Origin of the sequence: Priestia sp. YIM B13491 (genome assembly GCF_042787605.1) — a bacterium.
Taxonomy (GTDB): domain Bacteria; phylum Bacillota; class Bacilli; order Bacillales; family Bacillaceae_H; genus Priestia; species Priestia megaterium_E.
In genome coordinates this window covers 18,642-43,299 of sequence record NZ_JBHZOR010000010.1, presented here as the reverse complement: position 1 = coordinate 43,299, position 24,658 = coordinate 18,642, and the positions used below count along the sequence as shown (strand labels likewise).

General features: G+C 34.8%; 22 protein-coding genes and 2 other annotated features (1 of these 24 running past the window's edge). Of the genes, 11 read left to right on the top strand and 11 right to left on the bottom strand.

What is annotated here, in order from left to right; genetic code table 11:
* Positions 1-185 (top strand) — a binding site (T-box leader); it begins 43 nt to the left of the window's first position.
* A 38-nt stretch (positions 186-223) separates the two neighbouring features.
* Positions 224-450: a binding site (T-box leader), on the top strand.
* 52 nt (positions 451-502) lie between these two features.
* Positions 503-2,428, top strand: a complete 1,926-nt coding sequence (gene thrS / locus ACFX4E_RS24375) for a threonine--tRNA ligase (RefSeq protein ID WP_377259535.1) — start codon at positions 503-505, stop codon at positions 2,426-2,428.
* A gap of 329 nt (positions 2,429-2,757) precedes the next feature.
* Here thrS and ACFX4E_RS24370 read toward each other — a convergent pair whose 3' ends face one another.
* The gene (locus ACFX4E_RS24370; protein ID WP_377259538.1) at positions 2,758-3,720 is read right to left on the bottom strand and encodes a TIGR03943 family putative permease subunit; all 963 of its coding nucleotides are present in this window, start codon (positions 3,718-3,720) and stop codon (positions 2,758-2,760) included.
* A 10-nt stretch (positions 3,721-3,730) separates the two neighbouring features.
* Complete coding sequence (locus tag ACFX4E_RS24365; RefSeq protein WP_377259541.1) at positions 3,731-4,717, bottom strand: permease; 987 nt, start codon at positions 4,715-4,717, stop codon at positions 3,731-3,733.
* 920 nt (positions 4,718-5,637) lie between these two features.
* Between ACFX4E_RS24365 and ACFX4E_RS24360 the strand changes: the two genes are divergently transcribed.
* The 5 genes from ACFX4E_RS24360 to ACFX4E_RS24340 all read left to right on the top strand — a co-directional run bounded on the left by ACFX4E_RS24360 (position 5,638) and on the right by ACFX4E_RS24340 (position 9,441).
* Positions 5,638-5,922, top strand: a complete 285-nt coding sequence (locus tag ACFX4E_RS24360) for an HMA2 domain-containing protein (protein WP_377259544.1) — start codon at positions 5,638-5,640, stop codon at positions 5,920-5,922.
* 18 nt (positions 5,923-5,940) lie between these two features.
* Complete coding sequence (locus ACFX4E_RS24355) at positions 5,941-6,471, top strand: HMA2 domain-containing protein (RefSeq protein ID WP_377259547.1); 531 nt, start codon at positions 5,941-5,943, stop codon at positions 6,469-6,471.
* Between the two features lie 3 nt (positions 6,472-6,474).
* Positions 6,475-8,589, top strand: coding sequence for a heavy metal translocating P-type ATPase (locus tag ACFX4E_RS24350; RefSeq protein ID WP_377259550.1), 2,115 nt, complete (start codon positions 6,475-6,477; stop codon positions 8,587-8,589).
* Positions 8,561-9,151 carry an HMA2 domain-containing protein gene (locus tag ACFX4E_RS24345; protein WP_048021443.1) on the top strand — a complete coding sequence of 197 codons (591 nt, stop codon included), beginning with the start codon at positions 8,561-8,563 and terminating at the stop codon, positions 9,149-9,151. Before ACFX4E_RS24350 ends, ACFX4E_RS24345 begins: the two co-directional genes overlap by 29 nt.
* A gap of 65 nt (positions 9,152-9,216) precedes the next feature.
* On the top strand, positions 9,217-9,441 hold the full coding sequence (locus ACFX4E_RS24340; RefSeq protein WP_011106165.1) for a hypothetical protein: 225 nt from the start codon (positions 9,217-9,219) through the stop codon (positions 9,439-9,441).
* Between the two features lie 761 nt (positions 9,442-10,202).
* Here the strand turns inward: ACFX4E_RS24340 and ACFX4E_RS24335 are convergent.
* From ACFX4E_RS24335 to ACFX4E_RS24310, 6 genes are all read right to left on the bottom strand, one after another.
* Complete coding sequence (locus tag ACFX4E_RS24335) at positions 10,203-11,093, bottom strand: Rpn family recombination-promoting nuclease/putative transposase (RefSeq protein WP_377256845.1); 891 nt, start codon at positions 11,091-11,093, stop codon at positions 10,203-10,205.
* A gap of 231 nt (positions 11,094-11,324) precedes the next feature.
* Positions 11,325-11,702 carry a hypothetical protein gene (locus tag ACFX4E_RS24330; protein ID WP_016766091.1) on the bottom strand — a complete coding sequence of 126 codons (378 nt, stop codon included), beginning with the start codon at positions 11,700-11,702 and terminating at the stop codon, positions 11,325-11,327.
* A 17-nt stretch (positions 11,703-11,719) separates the two neighbouring features.
* Positions 11,720-12,904: an Alp7A family actin-like protein gene (locus tag ACFX4E_RS24325; protein ID WP_016766092.1), complete on the bottom strand. Its 1,185-nt coding sequence runs from the start codon at positions 12,902-12,904 to the stop codon at positions 11,720-11,722.
* 595 nt (positions 12,905-13,499) lie between these two features.
* Positions 13,500-14,750 (bottom strand): MFS transporter, encoded by a 1,251-nt coding sequence (locus tag ACFX4E_RS24320; protein WP_377256839.1) that lies wholly within the window; start codon positions 14,748-14,750, stop codon positions 13,500-13,502.
* Positions 14,751-15,147: 397 nt separating this feature from the next.
* Positions 15,148-15,810, bottom strand: coding sequence for an RNA polymerase sporulation sigma factor SigH (sigH, locus tag ACFX4E_RS24315; protein ID WP_016766094.1), 663 nt, complete (start codon positions 15,808-15,810; stop codon positions 15,148-15,150).
* Between the two features lie 921 nt (positions 15,811-16,731).
* Positions 16,732-17,514, bottom strand: coding sequence for a hypothetical protein (locus ACFX4E_RS24310; RefSeq protein ID WP_377256836.1), 783 nt, complete (start codon positions 17,512-17,514; stop codon positions 16,732-16,734).
* A gap of 842 nt (positions 17,515-18,356) precedes the next feature.
* Between ACFX4E_RS24310 and ACFX4E_RS24305 the strand changes: the two genes are divergently transcribed.
* The 4 genes from ACFX4E_RS24305 (at position 18,357) to ACFX4E_RS24290 (ending at position 22,793) form a co-directional block, all read left to right on the top strand.
* Positions 18,357-19,049 carry a helix-turn-helix domain-containing protein gene (locus ACFX4E_RS24305; protein ID WP_345936446.1) on the top strand — a complete coding sequence of 231 codons (693 nt, stop codon included), beginning with the start codon at positions 18,357-18,359 and terminating at the stop codon, positions 19,047-19,049.
* Positions 19,050-19,615: 566 nt separating this feature from the next.
* Complete coding sequence (locus ACFX4E_RS24300) at positions 19,616-20,917, top strand: replication protein (protein ID WP_377257051.1); 1,302 nt, start codon at positions 19,616-19,618, stop codon at positions 20,915-20,917.
* 109 nt (positions 20,918-21,026) lie between these two features.
* Positions 21,027-21,815, top strand: coding sequence for a ParB N-terminal domain-containing protein (locus tag ACFX4E_RS24295; RefSeq protein ID WP_377257048.1), 789 nt, complete (start codon positions 21,027-21,029; stop codon positions 21,813-21,815).
* Between the two features lie 87 nt (positions 21,816-21,902).
* Positions 21,903-22,793, top strand: coding sequence for a hypothetical protein (locus ACFX4E_RS24290; protein WP_377257045.1), 891 nt, complete (start codon positions 21,903-21,905; stop codon positions 22,791-22,793).
* Positions 22,794-22,895: 102 nt separating this feature from the next.
* On the opposite strand, the gene ACFX4E_RS24285 is transcribed toward ACFX4E_RS24290, so the two are convergent.
* Both ACFX4E_RS24285 and ACFX4E_RS24280 read right to left on the bottom strand, forming a co-directional pair.
* On the bottom strand, positions 22,896-23,060 hold the full coding sequence (locus tag ACFX4E_RS24285) for a hypothetical protein (RefSeq protein ID WP_279621200.1): 165 nt from the start codon (positions 23,058-23,060) through the stop codon (positions 22,896-22,898).
* Positions 23,047-23,568, bottom strand: a complete 522-nt coding sequence (locus tag ACFX4E_RS24280; protein WP_377257042.1) for a hypothetical protein — start codon at positions 23,566-23,568, stop codon at positions 23,047-23,049. The genes ACFX4E_RS24285 and ACFX4E_RS24280 overlap by 14 nt, the downstream gene beginning before the upstream one ends.
* A gap of 256 nt (positions 23,569-23,824) precedes the next feature.
* Between ACFX4E_RS24280 and ACFX4E_RS24275 the strand changes: the two genes are divergently transcribed.
* Positions 23,825-24,052, top strand: a complete 228-nt coding sequence (locus tag ACFX4E_RS24275) for a helix-turn-helix domain-containing protein (protein ID WP_108674990.1) — start codon at positions 23,825-23,827, stop codon at positions 24,050-24,052.
* Positions 24,053-24,236: 184 nt separating this feature from the next.
* Here ACFX4E_RS24275 and ACFX4E_RS24270 read toward each other — a convergent pair whose 3' ends face one another.
* The gene (locus ACFX4E_RS24270) at positions 24,237-24,581 is read right to left on the bottom strand and encodes a hypothetical protein (RefSeq protein WP_377257039.1); all 345 of its coding nucleotides are present in this window, start codon (positions 24,579-24,581) and stop codon (positions 24,237-24,239) included.
* Positions 24,582-24,658: the final 77 nt, after the last annotated feature.

The following is a 24,658-nucleotide window of genomic DNA, read 5'->3' as shown; positions in this document are numbered from 1 at the left end:
ACAGAGAATAGGGCCTTTGGCTGTGAGCCCTTAAGAAAGAGAAATAATTTACCACCTTGGAGCTATTGTGGGGAAATATGTAGATAGAGTAACCGCAATCGGGAAATCCGTTATCTTTTTGAGAATATAACACTTGTAGTGTTTTATAAAATTAGGGTGGTACCACGACCGCACTCGTCCCTGTTAGAGGGATGAGTGCGGTTTTTTATGTTCAAAAATAAATAGGTAAGCAACGAAAAGGACATGAATTATTTTTACACTTCTTTACAGAGAATAGGGTCTTTGGCTGTGAGCCCTTAAGAAAGAAAGATAATTTACCACCTTGGAGCTTTATTAGTGAACTAGTAGTAATTAATAACGTTTGCGACGTTACAGCACCAGAGCCATTGATATATTTATATTGATGGGAATTTGGGTGGTACCACGTGTGAAAACATACTCGTCCCTTACTTAGGGACGAGTATGTTTTTTTTTTGACTTTATTTAAATAGGAGAGGTTATCATGAGTAAAGATTTGGTTCAAATTCGTTTTTTAGATGGAAATGAGAAAGAATTTTCAAAAGGTATTACATTACATGCTATTGCAGAATCCATTAGTTCTAGCCTAAAGAAGAAAGCTATTGCGGGTAAAGTAAATGGAGAATTGTATGATTTGCATCGAGCCATTAATCAAAATGCAGAAATCGAAATTTTAACAGTAGATTCTGACGAAGGTCTAGAAATTATGAGGCATACAACAGCTCACATACTTGCTCAGGCAGTAAAAAGAGTACATAAGAATGTGAAGTTAGGGGTAGGACCAGTTATTGAAGATGGATTTTATTACGATATGGATCTTTCTACAACGATTGCTTCTAATGAGTTACTACAACTCGAACATGAAATGAAGAAAATTATTAATGAAAATCATCCTATTGAACGTACTGAAGTGACACGTAGTGAAGCTGAAAGAATATTTAGCGAGATAAACGACGAGTTGAAACTGGAGTTATTACGTGATATTCCTATGAATGAAACAGTTACGATTTATAAACAAGGGGAATTTTTCGATTTATGTCGAGGCCCACATCTTCCTTCTACTGGAATGGTTAAGGCGTTTAAATTAACAAAAGTATCAGGAGCATACTGGAGAGGTAACAGCGACAACCAAATGTTACAACGTGTATATGGCGTAGCTTTTCGTTCTCAAAAACAGTTAAATGAGTATCTGATGTTTCTAGAAGAAGCAGCGAAAAGAGACCATAGAAAATTGGGAAATGAACTAGAATTATTTATGTTTTCTGATGAAGCACCTGGAATGCCTTTTTATCTAGCTAAAGGACAAATGGTTAAAAATCAGCTGGAGCAATTCCTACGATCCGTTCAAGAAAAGCATAATTACGAAGAAGTACGTACTCCTTTTATGATGAATCAACAATTATGGGAAAAGTCTGGTCACTGGGATCATTATAAGGATAATATGTATTTTTCAGAAGTGGATAACGCTAAATTTGCATTAAAGCCCATGAACTGTCCTGGTCATATGCTTATCTTTAAAAATAAGCTCCATTCCTATAGAGATTTACCCATTCGAATGGGAGAATTCGGTCAAGTTCACCGTCACGAATTCAGTGGGGCTCTAAATGGATTATTAAGAGTACGTACGTTTTGTCAGGACGATGCTCATATCTTTGTTACTCCTGAACAAATTGAAAGTGAAATTAAATCGGTCATTGAATTAGTCGATTATATCTACAAAACATTTGGTTTTGAATATGATATTGAACTTTCAACTCGACCAGAAGACTCAATGGGAGAAGATAGCTTATGGGAACTTGCTGAAAGCTCTTTAGAAAACGTATTAAAAAAATTGAACTTTGATTATAAACTGAATGAAGGCGACGGAGCATTTTATGGTCCTAAAATCGATTTTCATATTAAAGATGCCTTAAAAAGAAGTCATCAATGTGCAACAATTCAATTAGACTTCCAGCTTCCAGAAAAATTTGATTTGAATTTTATTAACGAAAAGAACGAAAAACAGCGTCCAGTTGTCATTCACCGTGCAATTTTTGGATCTCTTGACCGTTTCTTTGGGATTTTAATTGAACACTTTGGAGGTGTCTTCCCAACATGGTTGGCACCTGTACAGGTAAAGGTTATTCCCGTATCGCTGAAAGCTCACCAGCAATATGCACAACAAATTAAAGAAACGTTAGGACAGAAGGGAATTCGAGTAGAATTAGATAATCGAGAACAAAAGCTCGGATATAAGATTCGAGAAGCTCAAGTGGCTAAGGTTCCTTATATTTTGGTATTAGGAGATAAGGAAATGGAAAGTAACTCCGTAAATGTACGAAAACACGGAGAGGAAAAGTCTGAAACGTTCAATTTAGATAAATTTATTGAAAAACTTCAGGATGAAATTGTTGAAAAGAAACTGAGATAATGAACAAAAAGAAGGTTCCTTAACATTCGACAAGGAACCTTCTTTTTGTTCTAATAATCATGTTTATGGTAACAGGATCTTGAAGGATCGATGATAGTAAAAATCAAAAAAATTAAAGCGCTGAGATTCGCATTAATTGTTCTTGTTCTATGTAAAATTAAAGTTAATCTCCTTTGAGAACGTTTCTCCACTTATTAAATAGAATAAGAAATTTTACAGTCCTTAAAAGTATAGTTTTTTAGACACCATTGTATTTCCCAAGTATCTAACATAACGAATAAATTACGTGTAGTTGGCCCTTGGTAGCATACATATATCTTATAGTCTTTTTATTCTTCAGGGCCTATCAGTTGTTCACCTTGATAAAGTTCATATACGTACGGATTGTCAGGCTGGTCAATGGACTCAATCTGTTGAACCTGAATATAGGGGACATTTTCTTCGTTATACGTAGTTTTTTGTATAATTCCTTTTATATGAACCCAAGTATCTTTTTTTAATGTTGAGGCATTTTCTAGTGTAGATAATAAGCCGTATACAGATGCATCTGCTGCACAACAAGATATTCCAAAACGAGCAACAACAAATTGATTATCTTTAAATCCTTTTTCATGGTATACAAAGCCACTGACTTCGATTTTTTTTCCAACAAACTGATCTGTATTGTTTTCAATAATGTTCATGACTGGAATATAATCCGTATCATTTATAGAAATTTTCGGTTTTTTGAGTAGCTTCTTTTCAAGTAATTCATAAAAACCTTTAGGTGCTACTTTAGCAGCAATACTATTTTGGTGTCTTGTTGGAACATTCTTTGGTGTTTCCTCTGAATTTCCAAACAGGAAATCATTCGTATCCTTTTCCAATTCTGAATTAGTGGTGTCAATTTTTTCATCATTTCCGGCTTGTTGTGGAGTATCAGGCGTATTAACTGAAAAGCTTAACCCTCTTCTTACTGCAACCGAACTATCAAGTGTGTGATTTGAAAATAAAAAGCCCGTCATAATAGGTAATAGAAATAAAGAGTAAAAAAACGTTGTTCGAATTTTTCCTTTTTCCGTATGATCATGACCACATTCACAAGATAAATCCTTATTGATACTACTTCGCCAAATTTGTATAATTCCCAACAAAAAAAAGGTACCAGAAGAAAATAATATAAAAGGCATCATTTTAGGCGCAATAAATTGAATGATTTTACCTGTTAATATGAGTTTAAACATAAGGAGGGAAAAACCAATTAGTAATATCCCCCTTATATAGATGACAAATTGCTGGTCAATTTTTTTCATATCACTTCTCCTATCTACTAACTATCCCATAAGTCATGACAATAACGTATACAACCACAGTAATGATAAGAATCAGACTAAATGCAAAACGTTTTTTAAAAAAAGACAATAGCATAATGGTGTTTTTAAAATCCATCATAGGACCATATAGTAGAAAGGCAAGAAGAGCTGTAGGTGAAAATGTATGAGAAAAAGATGAAGCAACAAAAGCATCTGCTTCTGAACAAAGTGACAGTACATAAGCAAATCCCATCATAACGGCAGAAGACATAAATTCATTACTTGCAAGGTTTGTTAATAATTGTCTATCTAAAAAGGTTTGAAACAGACTTGCTACGAGGGCGCCGCATAGTAAGTATTTGCCCATGTCAAAAAATTCATCACTAGCATGATACAACGTTTGTTTTAACTTATTTCCTGCTTTCGCTTCTTCATGTTCGTGAACGTGTACATGTCGTAGCTGATTTGAATTTTTAAAAAAGAAGTAAATGGAAAAACCAATTAACAGACAAGCTACGACAGCCAGTCCCATACGACTGTAAACGATAGACGTATTTGACTGAAATGCATAAAAAGTAGCAGCAAAGACAACAGGATTTAAAATAGGTGCACCAACTAGAATGACAATACCGATATGAAGAGGCATTCCTTTTTTTAATAAACGCCTTACAACTGGAATAATGGCACATTCACAAATAGGTAAAAGAGCACTTACTAGAACAGCTGGTAAAAGAGCTATATACGGATTTTTTGGAATTAGACGTTGAATGAATTCTTCTGAGACAAATACTTGAATCAGGGCAGATGCAAATACTCCGATTAAAATGAAGGGTATAGCCTCAAGTACAATGCTTAAAAAAATGGAGTTTACATTTAATAGAGATGCTGGGATAGCTAAATCGTGCGTATTTATATCGACAAAGAAAAAACAATAACCAAAAAGCACTAGCAACAGCACACCTATTAGGTCTTTACTTAACTGTGATAGAGTTGTCATAATCTATCATTTCACCTCCAATTACTAAAACTATATGATAGAGTTTAAACACATTATGCACCTAATAAAAAAGAGTTAATATAAAAAATTTATTTAAAAGATAAAAACCTCGAAAATAATGGTTATATCTCCTTAATAAAACGTAATGATTACGATTAGATATATATTATGTAAAAATTATAAGATATAGAACTGAGAAAAATTAATACATTTAGTTTTTCCATTTCTTATCTTAGCATCATTGAATTTAGCACCAGAATATAGTGGTTTTTTCAAGAGCATAGTTACTAATTGGAGATTTGGCTTTCTGTAATCTCTTCATTTAATTGGTGAATATTACAAAAATACATTTTGAAGGATTGGACTTAAATAAATGGATAGCTCTGCTTAAAGAAACCCATGCGAAAGTTGTCCTTAACGTTAACATAAAAGAAACTAAAATTAGTACGGCAAACTGCACACTAAACTAAATTAAGAGAAAGACTGACCGAGACAGTATATAGAATTTCTTATAAACATTCCTCTTTATGATTCGTTTTGGAATAACTATATCTTCATTACCACCCATATTTATTGCTTTCGAGACAATAATTTTCCTTAAGGACAATTTAATGGTATAAGGAAAAATATTTGGTTCATTCTAATGCTAAATATGAATATAAAGAGACTTTAAACATCTAAAGTAAAGAAAAAGAATGAAAGAATAACACCTTTCATTCTTTTTTATATAGATTCATTCTTTTTATAAAAAATATATCTATCATTATCCTAAAACAGAGATAATTTTATTGCTTACTTGCGCGTAATAAAATTTACAGTATTTTAATACTCATATTGTTATAAAATATATAAGTTGGTAAAATAAAGAAAAATGATTGGTGGTATCTAAAATATTGATGAGCATTAAAGAGAAGATACTGATGAAGCATGTAGAAAGAAAACTACATAAGTTACAAATTGATCTTGTGCATTTTATTCCAGGAAGAATTAGACTTCGTTCAACTATTTGGAAAGAGAATAAAAAACTAATTGAATTAATTATATTAAATTTGAAGTCTCAAGTCCTTGTGTATGATGCAATATTTACACCAGATACAGGAAGTTTACTTATTACATATAAAGCTTCCCATATGACAAATAACAAAGAACTTGAAGAGTGGTTTCAACTTATTGAACAAATATATCAAGAAGAATATAAGTCTTAAGGAAAGGGAGGAATGAGCATGCTTCCTACTGTAATTGGTTTAGGTGCCTCTTTTATTGCTCCAAAAATTATGTCTCAATTCCGTGATCAAAAAATAAAAGTAGTGCATGCGATGCCGGGGCGGCTCCGTATACAATGTGACAGTTGGAAGCACCGTATCATTGCACATGCTCTAACGGAAGAAGTAAAAAAACATCCTCTTATTCTAACATCAGAAGCTTCAGAACTAACCGGAAGTTTGCTGCTTCAATTTGTTGTACCTCATATTAACCAGGAAGAGCTAGATGAACTGATGAGTTATATCGTACAAATAGCAGCTAACGCCATTTTAAACAAAGATGCTACATTGATGAACGGCATGACTAACACACTTGGATTTATAGATAAAGGGATTAAAAAGCAAACTAATGGCTTTGCTGACTTTGATAGTTTATTTGTTCTATTTTTATTAGGGAAAGGAATTCAGACCTTTGGAAGTGCGCCTGCGTTTTCTGCAAGCTTACTTTATTGGTCATACAACATCATTAAGAGTAAGGGGGGAAAAGAATAGGTGATGGTGTTCGGGATAAAGGTAGCTCATTCTCTTCCTGGAAGAACCCGGTTTTATGTACCTAAACAGCTGGAAATAAGCCATATTGAAACTTGGTTACGCTCTTTTCCAGGGATATATTCTGCAAGCTATAATCAAGTAACCGGAAGTCTACTAATTTATCATCATATTACTCTTTCTTTATACAGCCTAAAATCATTCATCTATAAATATAAACACACACTTAAGCAAGCAACATATCCATGGAAGAAAGCTATACCCATCATAGCTTGTGGGACCATATTTTTAGTTAACTGGTACCTTCAACGTTCTTCATATCCTGCTATAGTAAAGGCAGCTTCCTATTGGCTTAGCACCTTTACTGCTATTGGTACTTCCTATGAGGTAATTAAAGATGGTGTTGTTCATGTCTTAAAAGAACGAAAAGGGAATGCCAACACATTAACAGCTGCTTCTATATTCGCTTCTTTGTATATGAAGAATCCAGGATCGGCTTTAATTATCACTTTGATGTCTACTATTAGTGAGCTATTAACAGACTATACGTCTGAACAAACCAAACATTATATTCACTCCGTCCTAAAATTAGATGTCTCATATGCCTGGAGAGTAAAGGAAAAGGGCGTTGAAGAAAAGGTTTTAGTCGAGGATATTCAAGTTGGTGATAAGGTTGTAGTTTTTACTGGAGAAAAGATCCCAGTGGATGGAATCATAATAGAGGGGACCGGTACAGCAGATGAAGCTTCAATTACTGGGGAGTATATGCCACGAGAGGTAAGTGGTGGAGATAATGTGTACGCTGGAAGTGTTTTGCAGAGTGGACACGTTACGGTAACAGTTGAAAAAGTAGGAGAAGATACATCCCTCTCTAAAATTGTGAAACTGTTGGAGGAAGCACAAGATAAACGCGCTCCTATTCAAAATATAGCCGATACAGTAGCTGAAAAAATGGTTCCTGTTTCTTTTGGTTTAGCACTGCTTACATTTTTCTTCACTCGAAACCTTAACAGAGCGATGAGTATGTTAGTTATTGATTTTATTTGCGGAATTAAATTATCAACGGCCACAGCTTTATATGCATCCATTGGACGTGCTGCAAAAGAAGGGGCTATTGTTAAAGGCAGTGATCATATTGAAAAGATGTCTAAACTAAATACAGTTATTCTTGATAAGACCGGAACTATTACAGAAGGAACGCCTGTGGTTCAGCAAGTAATTGCTGCTGAAGGTTTTAATCAAGAAGATGTCATTCGTTTAGCTGCAGCAGCTGAGAAAAATTCTACCCATCCTATTGCTAATGCAATTATGAAGCAAGCGAAAGATTGGAACATTTTAATTCCTATTAGAGACAATAATGCTCAGGTAGAAACAACGGTAGGAAAAGGAATTTCCACTTGGCTAAATGGTAAAAGAGTTGTTGTTGGAAGTTTACGCTTTATGAATGAATTAAAAGTTAAAACAACCAACTTACTTCAACAAATGCAAAACGACGAAAATGTGATTTATGTTGCTTATGATCAAACGCTTGTAGGAGTAGTTAGCATTTTTGACAAAATACGTTCTGGTATGCACCGCGCAGTGAATAATCTTCGACATCAAGGTATCAACGACATCATTATGCTTACTGGAGACAAGAGAACGGTTGCAAGAGAGATGGCGCGTCGCTTAAAACTGAATTGGTATCATGCAGAGGCTCTGCCAGATGATAAAGCCTTTTATGTGAAGAAGTATGGAAGAACGGGAGCTGTCATGATGGTAGGTGACGGCATTAACGATGCACCAGCTTTAGCTCATGCTCATGTAGGTGTAACCATGGGTGCTAAACGAACAGACATTGCTTCAGAAGCCAGTGATGTTATTATTACGTCTGATAACCCAGAAATGCTTTCTGAGTTAGTTGGACTATCTAAAAAGACCATGAACATTATTAAACAAAACTTTATTGCCACGTTTGCTATTAATGGTATTGCAATTTTATTCGGTGCTTTAGGTATCTTCTCTCCAATTGTGGGAGCAGCTATTCATAATGCGGCCACTATTGGTGTAGTAATAAATAGTGCAAGAATTTTATGGCTAGGGAGGGAAACCAATGAATCCCAAATTCTACGTTCTGCATGATATACCAGGTCGTATTCGATTTCATATCCCAGCATTGAGAGATAAGAAAAATCATGTGGAAATAGAGCATATGTTTTCTGCTTTAAAAGGTATAACGAGTGTGAGAATAGAACCCACTATTCAAACCATGCTTATTTACTATGATGTTTCACAACTTTCTCGCAATACCATTTTTCGTTATGTATCTATCTTTTTTCAGCAAACGCGTTTAGATCCATTAGATGATATTATGATTCAAATGGATCCTGCCACACGAAACGATTGGCTACGTACATTGTTTTCTGGGGGATTACTTCTACTGGCAGGTATTCGAAAAGCATCTTTTTATAAACCAGATGCACTCGTATATGGAGCAGTAGTTGCGACAGGCTATACGGTCTTATCCCATGGTACGAGCAATAAAATGAGGCACCCAGATATTTTAACTGGAATTGTTACGATGTTATCTCTAGGGCCATCAAATATGCTATATGTAGCAATGATTACATGGATTGTGAATGTGTTGGAATTGTTACATGAAAAGCAGAAAGTGCAATCACAAAAGCTATCTACAATTACGTAAGATATTCATTCATACCTTTTGTATGAATTGATATAAAAAACTTAAGATTATGGGGGAGTTTTATAATGATTAATCGCGATTTTCTAATGGGATTTGTATCAGGAACAGTGGTAGGCGCAGTAGGCTACCGTTTATATGAACAAAACGGTGGGCAATTACAACGTTTGGTTCAACCTAAACAGGCATATGGTGGACAACAAACTATTTCATCTTATCAACCTTCTATGGAAGAGCTTCAAGCACAGAAAGAGCGTCTAGAAGATATGATTGCTGAGCTACAAGTAAAATAATGATAAAAAGAGTGAGAGATAGTTCCAGGCTACCTCTCACTCTTTTTATTCATAATGAGGGAATCATTTTTAAATGATGAAACGCTTATTTACCGTACGCTAAAAAGTTTCCTGTGGTAAACTCTTGTTATTATTATATTCTGCAATTTGAAAATTATCAATAATTATAGAGGGAAATGATCTAATTTTATAAATTCGCAGAATGAGGGATAGTTATATACATTTGGAGTTGTTTTTTTGAAACAATTATATTTAATCATTCTAATGTCCGGTAACAATGAGAGTGAATTTTGGTAAATATAAATGATTAACACACCTAGTGAAATTAATAGCCATACATGCAGATTTCTAAAGTGAGTGATAGTTTTGCCTATGATTTCATGAAAGATAACAAAGGAAAGTGTACCGATTTAGGTGAAGTTAAAAAAATCCCAACAATTCAAAGAAAATCCTTGGCTTTATTGCTTTAACGTTTGGAACACAATTAAATTCGCCGTCCGTAAAAGTATACGTTTACGGACTTTTCGATGTTTTTGCAACACGTTTTATGTTAACTAAAGTTAAATATCACATCTCGTCTATAAAGGTAAAATACTTTTTATATGTCCATAAAGATTAAATTTATTAACTAAATAGACATTTGATCATTTGATTCTAGATAGTCTAAAAAGGTGTACCTTTTTAGGCTATTTTGTTGAGAAGCGATTATAAAATAAAAAAGCTTTACGAAACCTTTCGCAAAGCTTTTGTCACCCTCTATATTATCGTATTACTCTTCCTACTTCTTCTATACTTAAACCGGTAAACTTTGCAATATCATCCAAAGTCATACCATTCTCATACATGCTACGAATCAACTGGATTTTCCCTTTTTCCAATCCCTTTTCCATACCTTCTTCTAGCCCTTCCTCACGAGCATGGGCTAGTTTAGCTTGTTCATCAAGTAGCAATTTCTCACGCGCTTCATATGCGCTTCGGAATGAAGAATCATGACTCATATTTTCCCATTTATCCATCGCTTTTTGTAGAATTGGATCTTGATTCATCGCAATCTCCTCCAATGTTTGAGTTAAATATTCATCTTCATGAGCTGGTAATAATAATATCCAACGAACGAATGCATTTTCCCATGGGTTGACTTTTTCTTCCCTCCACTGTTTCACAAGCTTTGGAATTTCCACAAAATGAATTTCAATATCATCGCTTAAAACACGTTGCTTTGTTGTGTCCCACAACTGACCTGTCGTTTGAAATTCTTCATCTGAAGAGAATAAAATGAAATCCAATAAATTAATGGTGATGGTTTTTCGTAAAGCACGATAAGGCATCCCTTCTTGCATTTGTGACGTATATAATTTACTCCAATAATACAAAGAACGCTTGACCATATCATGCGTATTACGAAGTTGAATCTCGATATTCACTTGTGTTCCGTTATCCAATGTAGCTAGTAAATCTAAGATAGATAACTTGTCATCTTCATAAGCCTTGTGAAGGTGTGGGTCTTCCAATTGAAGAGACTTAATGGGTGCTTCTAGAGACTTTTCTAAAACAGCGTTTAAAAAACCTGTTAAGATGTCCTCGCTACCTTTGGTACCAAATAATTGTTTAAAAGCGAAATCAATTCGTAAATTTACTAATTTTGTGGACATGAATTCCTCTTCCTATCTTTCTTATTTCTTACCCCTATTTTATAAGATAGCAGGATGTGTTTGCAAATGTAGAAACGAAAACCAACCAGTGTTTATGATTATATCTGGCCAAAATCTCAATCAAATGACTACGATATCCATTCCTTAAACCTTCTGAACTACCGACTGTGGTAACTCAAATAGAAAAGCCACTAAAATTGGGATGCTGATCAATTTTAGTGGCCTTTTCATTTAAAAATCGTTATATTCTTCTAAGTCATCATCGTCTAATGAGCCAGATATATTTGCTAAATCTGCAACCTTTCCTTCTTTCAGTTGGGGAACCTTTGAAGGCTCTTCTTCTTTGAAGGAATCGTTTCCTACAAACCCTGTTGTTTTGGCTAATTCTTTTAAATCAGCTAATTCATTCTTGATATGTTCAAGCATTTCGTAGGTTTTTTGGTCTTGAATTGCTTTTCTTTCAGTAGATGAACCGTCTAGGTCACGTAGAATTAAGGAGGAAATATAATCCCCTAACTTACGCGATTTAGCATATGTAGCTAGTTTATTATAAACTTCATCACTCAATCGATTTGTCTTAATGGTAAACGCATTTTGACGCTCTGACATCCCTATCACCTACGTTGTTAGGATTTAACGGCTTTCTTCTCTACTGCTTGCTTCTTTTGAACGTAACCAATACTACGAATCTCCAAGCCGAATAAATTTAAATGGCGGCTATCTTGGGGAACCTTATGATACTTCTCCGTACGTTCTTCCCCAATTTTTTCGCGCATACTATTCATGATCGCTACTTCTAAAGTGGGAGCTACCCCACCACAGTACACATACTTACGTAGTTTATTCGCTGGTGGTGGTGCGACATCATTTAATTTAGCCAATAAGATTTCCACATATTCTCGTAGTGAAGATTTGATTGTACTTGTTAAATCAATAGATTCACCTGTGTTCTCGTTTTTTAATACAAACTTTTGCTTGCTGTAGTTATCGAGAATAAATTGATCAAAGGCACGTAAGTCTGTAAATAATTCTAGAAATTTCTCTTTACGCAATTTATCAATATGCGCTAAATAAGGAATGCCTTCAATGCTTTGAAATGATTCGCGGCTATTCGCAGCTTTCAACCCTTCAGGTAGAATAACCACATCAATGGAACCACCGCCTATGTCCACCATGACTGTTTCACATTCTACATACTCATTCGCATCTTCCCGATCTTGAAGCGTTAAGTCTTTTTTTAACGCAAAACGTGCACTTTCTCCCTCTTTTAAGCATGCACTTTCTTCCACTAATACTTTTAGAGTATTTTCAAAACCAGGCGTATGCACGGTAAACGTATGGTCGCCTAAGAAGCGATTAGCCATAGCTTTTTGAGCCGCCCCAAATGTGCTCTCTTTCTTAAGTAGCCAGATTGGTAACATGGTAGAAAAATAGTCAATTTCAATTGTAGTGTCCTTTTTATTTTTTGCATGTAACGCATGGTAATACGCAATGGCAGCTAAAAAGGTGATGTATGGAATATGACTTGTAATTTTATTATGTAATTTATTAATGTGATTGTTGGCCAGCAATTGACTAGCTGCAATGTCACCTACTAAGAAATAACGCTCCTTCTCTTCCCCCTCAATGGTTGTAGAAAGTAAAATGCGTTTCTTGAATTCTTCTGGAGCTGTAACTGCATCTGTGAAAAAAGAGTCTGCAGCTTCTTTTTGAAGTTCAACTACATTCGTTGGAAAATCAAATAGATATCCATCCATAATGTTCATATCAACAGAGTTACCGCAATCTTTATTAAAACGTGAAATTTTCATTTATAAACACCTCTTTTTTAAGTTGAACTTATATTCAACTTATTGTACTTGATATAGGATAAATATTCAATATGTGGGAGCAATTTAGTTATCTACAAAACCTTACATATATCAACAATTATTCAAATTAAGTAGAACTTGTATCTACAAGCAATATTCAGATTCAATCCTTATGTACCTTACTTTATATCATCAACATAATAAGAGCCTGCATCAAAAATGATGCAGGCTCCCCTCTCTTACAATAAAATAATTCTCATGTTCAATTGCCCTTTTGAGGCCCTTTCGTTACGTATAACGGTTCATAACGAGAGTACCATTCGTTAAATCACAATACCTACTTGTCAATTGGGGTAATACATTTGCTGAAGTCGCTGTTACGTCTTTCAAAACCGAACCAGTCCCTTCATTAAGCTAAGTATTTAACCTTTCACAGCATTCAATTCTACATGATATTGATACTGTACTATATGTGTACCACATCTTTTAGAATTAAAACATACCGTATTTTATTCAATTTCCTTTGGTTGTACTTTACAATAAAAATGCTTTTTTTTCATTATAGGTATTTAGATAAGCATTCATAATTAGTTTTTTACTCTCCTAATTCTATACCTTTCTGCTTTGTCTCCTCTTTTAGATTATATAGAGGTAATATAAAAAGCAAACCTATAATAAACAAGACTGCTGCTGCCTCAAATATAGCAACTAATGAAAACTGCTCTTTTAGAATACCAGCTACACTCATCGTCAATACCATGGCTCCTGTAAAAAGAGGACTTAGAATCCCATTGACCCTGCCAATAAAAGCAGCCTCCGTTCTCTGTAAGATCATCGTATTGATGCCGATCTGAATGCATGGTAACATGAGACCATTTAGAAACTGAGCTCCCAGCGTCAGCCATAGATTTACTGATAATCCCATTATGGCAAACCCAATTGCATTACCAACCATTCCAAATGCCAGCAGCCTTTGCGGTGCTACTGTTTTGGCAAAGATCATTACTACTGCTCCTCCTAAGATCATGCCAATTCCATTAGCTGTAAGTAACCACTGGAGATTTTCTTTTGCTAAACCCAACTGCTCTGTTACAAGAAAAATGGAGAGAGGCTGAATAAACCCTATTCCTAGTCCAGCTGCTAAAAAGCATAGACCTAACAGGCTCAACTCTTTCTTCCCCAAAACATACTTAATACCACTTTTCATTTCACTTAGCAGTGATGTAGTCCCACTCTCTTCTTCCATCTTTCGGTCGGAAGGTAGAAAAGTGAGTGCTGCTGCTGATAGTAAAAAGGCTGTACCTGTGATGGCAATGGAGAGATTTATACCAAAGGCTTGAAAGGCAAATGTCCCTAGTATTGGTCCTAGAACCATGAATATCGCAAAGACCGTTTGATAGACTGACATCCCTACCTGCATTTGCTCCTCCGGTAAATGCATTTTAAACAGTTTCATCCCTGAAGGCTGGGAGAATTGGGAAAGGATTGCAGAAATTAAGGTGGCGAAAAAAACAATGTGCCAAGATCCAAGTATAAGCGTGACAAGCACAGCAAATACAGATATTGCACTTAAAATATCACACCACACCATGGTACGTTTTGGACGCCAGCGATCTGCAAATGTTCCGCCAATAAAAGAGAAAATAAAAATTGGTGCAAATTCTGCTACAGATATCAAAGATACTGCAAATGGGTCGCCGTTTGTCTTCTCCATTATGAAAAGAAGTACAGCAAAATTCCTAACCCATATTCCTATTTGCAAGAATACCCCAGAGATAATAATAGCTTGAAAAACACGGTTTCCAAACAACTTTGTTGAATGGTTTACGGGTAATTTCTCTTCCAAAACAAAAAACCTCCTGCGTATTTTCTGAACAGGAGGAAGTACAATACAACAACAATATTGGCATGACATTCCGAAAGAAAGGAATACAATGATCAATTTGATTTGTATGTAAAAGTACAGTCTAATCCTATTCAGAAAAAACCATCGTATTATTTAACGAATTTTTTCTTAGAAAATAGGATTAATTAATCATTGTTTCACGTCCACCCTTCCTTTTTTTACTAGTAATAGGATAATTTATTATTTGTAATAAATCAACGCTTTTAGAACCCGAAATTTCTACAAAATATTCGTTTCACTCATCATCAATCTATTAAAAATAAATAACTATTTTTTGGGAAGGTTTCTTCTATTAGATATTAAAGAGAGATAGCTTACAGTAAATTATCTACGTCTGTCAGGATGATTGCTGTAAATACAGATACTGCATTTGATGCTTCATTTTTTTCTTAATTCGGTAAAGCGCATTATCTACTGTTTTTTGAGAAAGATGTAGGTCCTGAGAGATTTGCATATACGTTTGTCCCTTCATATATAGAGCGAATACATCTTTTTCAATAGGTGACAGTATTTCTTGTAACCTCTGTTCCCTTTCTCTTTTATTTTCTTTTTCCACGGTAGCTTGTTCGGGGCTTACAGCACGTGGGTGAGGAAGCATCTCCATAAGAATCAAATCGTCTTCCAATCGCTTTGAATTCTTAGGTATGTTTAAAGAGATGGCATTGTTTAAGGGGGAATGTTTTTGACGAGCACTTGCCTTTATAGCTGTAATGAGTTGACGTGTAATGCATAGATCAGCAAATCCCCTAAATGAACTCATCCCTTCGGTTTTAAAATCGCGAACAGCTTTATATAATCCTATCCTTGCTTCTTGTAAGAGATCTTCTCGATCTCCTCCTAGTAGGAAGTATCTTTTTACCTTTGACCAGACCAAATACTCATATTTCTTTATGAGCACATTGAAAACACCTTCGTCGCCTTTTTGAAACGCTTGAACAATCTCTTCATCATTTAGGGTCGTCTTTTCTTCTCTTGTTTCTACACCTGCTACCATGTTCATCTGCGCTCCTCCTCTTGTTTTATGCTTTTGTGTACTTTACATTATAAAAAAGAGAAGGTATAAAAAATGTCGAAAAAACAAAGAGTAGAAAGAATATTTAGGGAGAAAGAAGTAAGACATTACATCAAACCTTATATCATGTATATGACCTATATGATAAGAACGATTTTTAATCTTGTTTACAACTTTAAAAAAGCCAACAGGTGTTTTCTCCCACATTTTACTCGTTGCTACTGGATCAAATACTTCAATATAGCTATTGTGCAAATAAGCAAGTTTGTTGTAATACTTATTGATAATAATCAAATCTTAATTCGTTGGTTTGCTTGCTGCTTCTTCCCTCCTTCCACCTTCCTAGTATGAAAAAAGAAGACGCCTCAACCTTTATTTCGTCTTCAAACTTTTGCTTTTTTTAACGTTCCATTTCTTGTGTTGCATTTCTTTTATTTGTAGAATATGCTCTATTATTCCGTGCAAAAAATTTCATGCATCCATTTTGTGATTTCTCTTTTCTCCCTTTGTCATAATCCTTTTTCGCTCTCAGCACCTCCCACCTTTTTAAGCTCACTTTTAAAATTCTTTGGAAGAAATATTCTTTTCTTTCGTCACCTCATCCATTTTTTCAACAGCAATCAGAATGATACTTTGTAAAAACATATCTATGACATTCGTTCCTTTCCTGTAAATTGTGCTTCACCACTACAAAAGAGAGAAGAGCATAAGGGGTTTTTGCCCCCACCATAGGTGTGGGGCTAGGCAGAGCCTAGCAAAACCGTGGGTACAAAGAAAATCGCTAAATGTCCCCTTTACGTCCCCTTTTTTTGGTGTACGTCCTTTTTACGTCCCCTTTTAAAATCCCGATGTCCCCTTTATGTCCCCCTGTTTTGGAGCCATGTCCCCTTTGCGTCCCCCTGTGTTTTTTCACTTCATGGCTAAATCCTGTTGCTTTTTATTCAATTTTTGGAGCTTTTCTTGTAAACTTTTTTGTTCATCTTTATAGAGCTGAATGCTTGCATCACTCGATTGAATGGCATCCTTTTTCATCGCAATTTTTGATTCCGTATCGGCTTTTTCCTCCTGTACTTGGTACTTCATATCACGTTGTAATTCGTTCATTTCTTGTTGCGTTTGACGTTTATGTTTGGCTTCTACCTTAATTGCCTTTTCATAGTTTTTCATTTTCTCTTTAACAAAATCTTTTTCCAAATCATTGACTAAAAGCACATAATCTTGTTTGGTTTTTATTCCTTTTCCTTCTTCACTTTTTGTTTTTCGTTGGTCAGAATAGAGCGTTGTAATTAACGCATGAGCATCTATTTCTTCTGTTGAATCTGTTTCTGAATCACTCGTTACATCATCTACGTTTACCGTTTCTTTTTCTTCATTCTCTTGGTATAGATCAAAGGCAAGTGCTTCCCAATTTGGAGATAAATCGCTGATTCTTACCACATAATAGCCATCATCTTCATGCAATAAATGAACAGGTAATTTGATGTTTGGATTCGCTTTTTCTTGTGCAACAAAGCTTACTTCTTCTTCATCTGTTTGATCCATTTTGATGACCATATCCAGTGAGCTATTAGCCGCATGGTACACACGATTTTCAATGGTTACGGTTCCTGTTATGTTAGAAGAAACCGCCTCGTATAGATTTATAGTTAGTTTTTTAGCGCTAGTAAAACTTAAGTTAAACTTATTGCTCACTTAATATAGTTTCTTAATAACATCTCCCTCTTTAGTTAAACTTTAGTTAAACCTAACATTAATTAATCACAGATTTATAGTCAGATTTCTAAAGTGTAGTTGAAGATAAGTTCAACTTAACAGTTACTTACTATAGATTCACAGTTAGATTTCATCTCTTTAGCCTTCTCTAATCCAAACTTAACAGTCGCTTACTATAGATTCNCTCTTTAGTTAAACTTTAGTTAAACCTAACATTAATTAATCACAGATTTATAGTCAGATTTCTAAAGTGTAGTTGAAGATAAGTTCAACTTAACAGTTTCTTACTATAGATTCACAGTTAGATTTCATCTCTTTAGCCTTCTCTAATCCAAACTTAACAGTCGCTTACTATAGATTCACAGTTAGATTTCATCTCTTTAGCCTTCTCCAATCCAAACTTAACAGTCACTTACTATAGATTCACAGTTAGATTTCATCTCTTTAGCCTTCTCCAATCCAAACTTAACAGTCACTTACTATAGATTCACAGTTAGATTTCATCTCTTTAGCCTTCTCCAATCCAAACTTAACAGTCACTTACTATAGATTCACAGTTAGATTTCATCTCTTTAGCCTTCTCCAATCCAAACTTAACAGTCACTTACTATAGATTCACAGTTAGATTTCATCTCTTTAGCCTTCTTAAGAACTTTGTTATAATGAACTATGACTTTGAATTGCCTATTCTATCAAAAATAGCAAAAGAACCTGTAAATCTAACAAAAAATCCATTATTAAATCTCTCAAAATTTGATGTCAGTTCTGTTATAATAACAACAAATTTATTGTTATTATAATCGAGAAGAGGAGGGGTTAATTTGAAACAAACTGAGGAAGAATTCAAATTAAGTGAAGTAATAAAACTTACTGGACTGTCTGATCAAACAATTCGAAGATATCAAGAGGACTTTAATATTCAAGGAATTCGTACTCAAGGTGGTCATCGTCGTTTCAAAAGAGAAGAAATTGATATGTTACTTGAGGCTAAGAGATTAAAAGAAGAACATGGTTATTCTATTAAGCAAATCCGTTCACATTTTAATGGAGAAACAACATCAGAGATGTTAGAAAAGAATGAACCTATGAAAACAGTTTTTGAGAAGAAAATAGTGAATTTAGAAGAACAATTAGCAGAGGCAACTGAGAAAATTGATTCTATGGTTCAGGTTTTAACAACATTTATGAATCAAAGTGGACAAACAAATCAAAAAATTTTATCTCAATTTCAAGATGTACTAAAGGCACTTCCTGAAACATCTACAACTACAAACAACCAAAGAATCTTGGAAAAAGAGCAACGTCTAAACGAATTGAAAATTAGGAACAAATTAAAAAAAGAAGCCATTGAAAAATGGGGCATTTTACCTGAAGAGGAACGGACTACCACTGTGAAAACTGGTCTGTTTAGTTTTAAAAGGGAAGAAAATCATAATAAAAAACGTGCTTTCATCGAAGATTACATAAGTGAACATTTAGTAGATCGACTTGAAAGAGAGTATAACATGAAATAAAATCAATGATTAACCTAATTTTAGTGAAAGATAAAAAATGAAAGAGGCATTGCCCTTAGTTAAGCTGAATTAACTAAGGGCAATGCCTCTTTCATTTGGAAGATTATTTTTCTTGAAACTAAAAATTGCACTTTGCATGCTGGTTGAGAGTAGAGAGAAAGATTTTATTTTTCAGATAAATAATTTTAAAATTATTTATTATCTAAATGAAAAAGATTAGCCTAAAATACTCGTTTTGATATATTTTGCTAATTTTTATTGAATTATGAGACTAGTTAACGCTATAATAAAACTAACAAAAAGGACCGGAATAGAAAAAAGACTTCAACTGTTTAAGAAGTGCTGTCAACACTCTTAAACCGTTCCCCCTAGTTACGGTAGGGAAAACACTTGTCGAAGTCTCTTGTTAATAGAGTTAGTTTTTCTATAAAATAAAACTTATGTTTTTATTTTATACGAAATTGACATCTATTTCAAGGGCTTAGTTCATCAAAATCAAGGCATTGTTTTCCTTTTCCCAGGGAAACAGTGTCTTTTTTGTGTTCCTTAAAGGAGACGATGAACAAATGACAAAAATATTAACCTGTTATTTAAAAGATGTAGATACCTTCAATGGACGGTTCAAATGGTTATGGAGCAACAAGTCCACGCTTCGTAAAAAGAAAGAAGAGTTTTTAGAAAGTCTTCGTACCCACTTTAAACAACAACAATCTGCTATACATAAAGAATTTCCTAAAAAGAGAATGGAAATGCTCGATCATGTCATCTATAACCTAGTGGCTACGGGCATTCAAGCGATCCGTTCTGAAACGCTTATGAAGAAATTTAATGTGTCTAAAAGTACCGTTTCTCGTTTTGTACGCTCGTTAAAAGCGACACCGTTTATCCTTATCGCTCGTTACATTAAAGAAGATACAACAGGTACTCATCCGGACAGTTATGTATTTATCCTTAAAAGTCATAAGAACTTTCATCACATTTGCGACGAAATCTTTTTTGCCCATGATACAACAGGTATACAAACGCTTCAACAAGAAGAAATGACCACTCCTGTGACACGTCCTGTGACGCATCCAGAAAGTGCTGAAAACGTTGATACACCAAGCTTAGAGGTCGATAAATCACCGAATGCCTTTATTAACCTTGATTTACCTGTAAATCATATAAATAATCATTTAATGTCTGTTTCACAGGCATTCACCTACATCAAAGGTGTGCCTAAGAAAGTCAATCAAGTCTATGCAGGTAAATATGGACATCAACTACAAGACTTCTATGCTCGTATTCGAAACGCTGCAAAAACAGTAAAAAAAGATACAGAGATTAAGATTGAGAAAGAACAAGTACATGATATTGCGTATACATCCATTGTAGGATTAGATAAATATGTGCATGAAGCCAATCAACAAGGCAACCCGTTATCCCTACGGGATATGTGTAGATTAATCTATCAGATTGCGAAAAATCAATTCTATGAATTAACAAAGCCTAAAGAGCAGGATTATTCATCAGTATACGCAACACAACAAGAAGTTATACATAACGAAAGTCAAACAACAACATTCGCTACACCAAAACGGATTATTCGTAAGGAGCTAGTTCCAAATTGGTTAAAAGCTGAACAGCAGCAAGAAGAAGCTCCAAAAGAAACAGAGATTTCTTTGGATCAACAGCTTGAAATGATTCAGTTAAAGCAAGATTTAGGGCAAGAGCTAACACGAGAAGAAGAGAACTTGTTGCAAGAGCATAGCTCTACGTATAGTTTGTTGCAGATAGCTCAGGTAAAGCAAGACTTAGGACAAGCTTTAACGCCAGAGGAACAAGAATGTTTGCATCAACACAACCAGTTAAAAGACACAGCTTCCTAATCAAAAAAAGTAGGAATCTCTTAGAAGCTGATGTTTTAATAGAATATGTTTATTTAGAACTGTGTTCTAAATAAACAATAACTACTAATCTACGCAGGAGGAGACTATTATGCCACATAAAATTACCTTGACCGGATCAGCCACAGGACCTTTACGAGAATATGATCGCTATGTTGCCTTTGATATGCGTGAAAAAGGGTCACCATCTGCGCCTAAAGGATTAAAGAAGAGTACCTTTATTTCGTATACGGTGTTTGTTGCGAAGAAAGCCTTTAATAAAACAGGGCTTACGAAGAAAAGCATCATGCATGAAAAAATTTTAATTCAAGGGGAACCAACGCTGGATATTCCGATTGATGAATGTCCTGGTGAAGTAGGGGTGATCTGTTTCCAGATTACTGTTCTCCCCAACAAAAATGACAAAGAGAAGAATGAGTCAGATGCGAAAAAAGAACCTAAAAAAGAGGATTCTGCGCCTTCTCAAGAACAAAAGAACACAGAGTCTACTAAACAGGGAGAAGAACAAGCACCTGTTTCTAAACCTGTAGCAGATGAACAGAAGAAAGAAGTAGAAACGGTACAACCAGAAGCCGAAGAAACACCTGTACAAGAGAAAAAGGCTGAGCCAAAACCTAAAACCCTACCGAATCAACCAAAAGGAACACAGGATCTGTTGAACTTTGAGGACATTATCGTACCTGAAGAGTTTTTAAAAACACGCCCAAATCTTGAAAAAACACAGAAGGTCATTGATTTTGTAAAACGTACAGGTCGCTTAGATGAGCCGTTGACGATTGAAAAAGATTCAAAGGTCTTAAAAGATGGCTATCGTCGTTATATTGTGGCCAAAACCGTCAAAATGGATAAAGTTCCTGTTGTTTACGAATATCAAAAGTAAGAATTATAGGCTTCTCACTGTGATTCTTTAACCAATATATCAATCGTTGCTCTAAACTAAAACATGATAAGGAGAAAAGGGAAACTTGTGAGAAAGAACAAAAAAATACTACTAGCTATCGCTGTAAGTATCCTTATCTTATTGATGGGTGGCAAATACTTATTTGTAATGGTACAAAAGATTGGATGTAGCGATGATGTCATTCAGAGAATAGAAATGAAGAGTGGCTATGTAATGAAAGTCCATCAAACAAACTGTGGAGCTACTACTGATTTTGGATATAAATTGACTTTAACTCATCACGGTAAAGATGAGAAAGAAATCCTTTCCTACGGAATGCTTGAAGGTGATTCACATCTTGAGGCAGATATACACAACAATCAGCTCAATGTTACGTATTCTCCTGCTACTATCGTTTATAGCAAGGGATCCAATTATAAAGGAGTACCAATACATTTTGAACGAAAGGGTGGAAATGCATCGGTCCCTCAAAGTTTTAAAAATCAAAGAAAAAGTTTTGATTTAGAAATGGCGGACCTTTTTGCTAATTCATTAACCGTATACAGAAATGAAGAAATTCCTGCCGGACAAGTTCAGTACGCTGTAAGTGAAAAGGGGGTTCCCTCAAAGGCATGGAACGGTAACTGGTTAGTTATTGGCACAATTGAATATACGCTGCCTGTCTTTATCCATGCTAATGAAAAAAACTCTCCTGTTTATATAGGACAAAAAGAAAAGAATAGTTCAACTTGGAAGGAAGTAAAGATAGCATCTACTTACCGAGATTTTCAAAAAGCTTTGAAATTAGTGGATGATCCATCAGGAAACCGTTCTTTTCCGGAGGATGTTAAAACAAACCCTCTTCCTCAAAAGGAAATTAAACATAATCTAAAGGCAATAAATAAGGGTAACATTGACCTTTCGTTTTGGAACGATTGGATGATTGGGAAGTCTTTACCTGACAAATATATGGAATAATTACAACAAAGACCGCCCATTACTTATAGTGTATAAGGCGGTCTTAACTGTATTCATGCTATATGTTTATGACCAAAATATCGACACTATTCTAAAAAGACGTCAGGTAAAAAAAGCTATCACTAAAATCGCCGCCACACATGCTAAATATATATTTCCACTCCAATCTCTCTTTTCTTTCTCATCCACTAGATAGCTATTATAAGAACCTTCAATTGGCTCTATCTTCAGTTTTCGTTGTATTTCCACTTCTTTATCTAAAATCAAGTCTAATTCCTCCATTGTTTGATAATTGTAAGGTAGGAACCGCCCTTGTTCGTCTCTCAATCGCTTGTTGACGTCTCGTAATTCGTGCTGCCTTTTCATGGCTAGAGGGTTGTTGTTTAGACTCAATAGTTGTTCCAGAGATTGATTGGCTGTCTGTTGATGTTCTAAGTAACGTAGAAGTGTTTGCAGACGTTCCTTTTCTCTCAAGGTCATCATGTTCTCCTCCTCCTTTCTCTTCGATGTTGGGCTCTTGTTCCATCCATAACGGGTGGGAAGAAGGCTGCCATGGAGAGGAGGGGAGAGGGACGTCACTCATTTTGTATTGATTCATTAATTCTAAAAAAACAGGGTTGTGCGCTGCTGTAAAAAGCGCACACCTCATAATTTGATTTCGGTCTAATTTCGTAGCTTGAAACAGATTATCTACATATGTACGATAAATAGAATGATACCGCACGGTTGGTCTATAGGTGTCTACGTGATTTTTAGACTTCTTATTTTTCTTCATAGACGTTTTTCTCTTTCAACATATCCTCTAACATCTGTTTTCCTTTTAGCGTCAAATAGACGTCTTTTCGACTTAATAACGAGATTGCTAGTTCCTTTGTCATCTTATTCGCTCCATTCCTGATGGTTTATCTGACGTCTCTGTTTGACGTCTTAATTTATGATATGAGCTAATGCTTGTCCTATATGTTGTTTTTTTGCCAAAGTTTAAAAAAACAACATACAGGACATACTGGGTCTAAAAAGGAGTTATAGTAATGCTAGGCTTAGGAAAACAAAGAACACGTTTTGGAAGATGGTTAGATAAACAAGAGGATATAAACCAATTAGGACTAGAACAAGCAACAAATCTGAGCCGTCATACGATTTCAAGATTGTGTAACGATAAGCAGTACATACCAAAGTTCTCAACTGTGCATAAAATAAATAGAGGATTAAAAAGATTAAAGAAAGATGTAAAAGTAGAAGATTTTCTACAAATGTAAATAGACGATGCTGTAATTGTTTTGAGAATGATCCATAAATGTTTTATAGACTTTAACGTAGCAGAAAAGCCTACTTGTTCTTATATAAGTAGGCTTTTCATATTCATTAAGTTCTTAAAAGTATAACCCCTATTTAATTCTTATTATGCTTAGGTGTTTATAAGATTTTTGACTTTGAATAAAGTTAGACAGATAATGAGAGGAATTTTTTTCTGTTTAGTTGGTGAGAGAAATACTTCAGGTAGTCAAAATCACCCCGAGAAATAGTTGATTGTTGATTTAAAGCGTTTTTTATATCTGATAATATACATAGGTCGTGTAATTCATGATCAGTGAAGATATCTTGAAGAAGATTTAATCGGAATAATAAGGGGAGATTATCGCAGAGTTGAGTTCCACCTTCAGCGAAAAAAATTTGTCGCCATAAATGTCCGTAATGTGTGGTCATTTCTTTTTCTATTATATTGACAAGTGTTATTTCAATATCAAACAGCAAGACATACGATTCAAATAAGAGTTCTTTCCCCATTTACATGCCACCTTTATAAAATTTTAAAATAAATCACATTACGGTTACGCCAGAGCTTAAATTTATCTAGATATGTA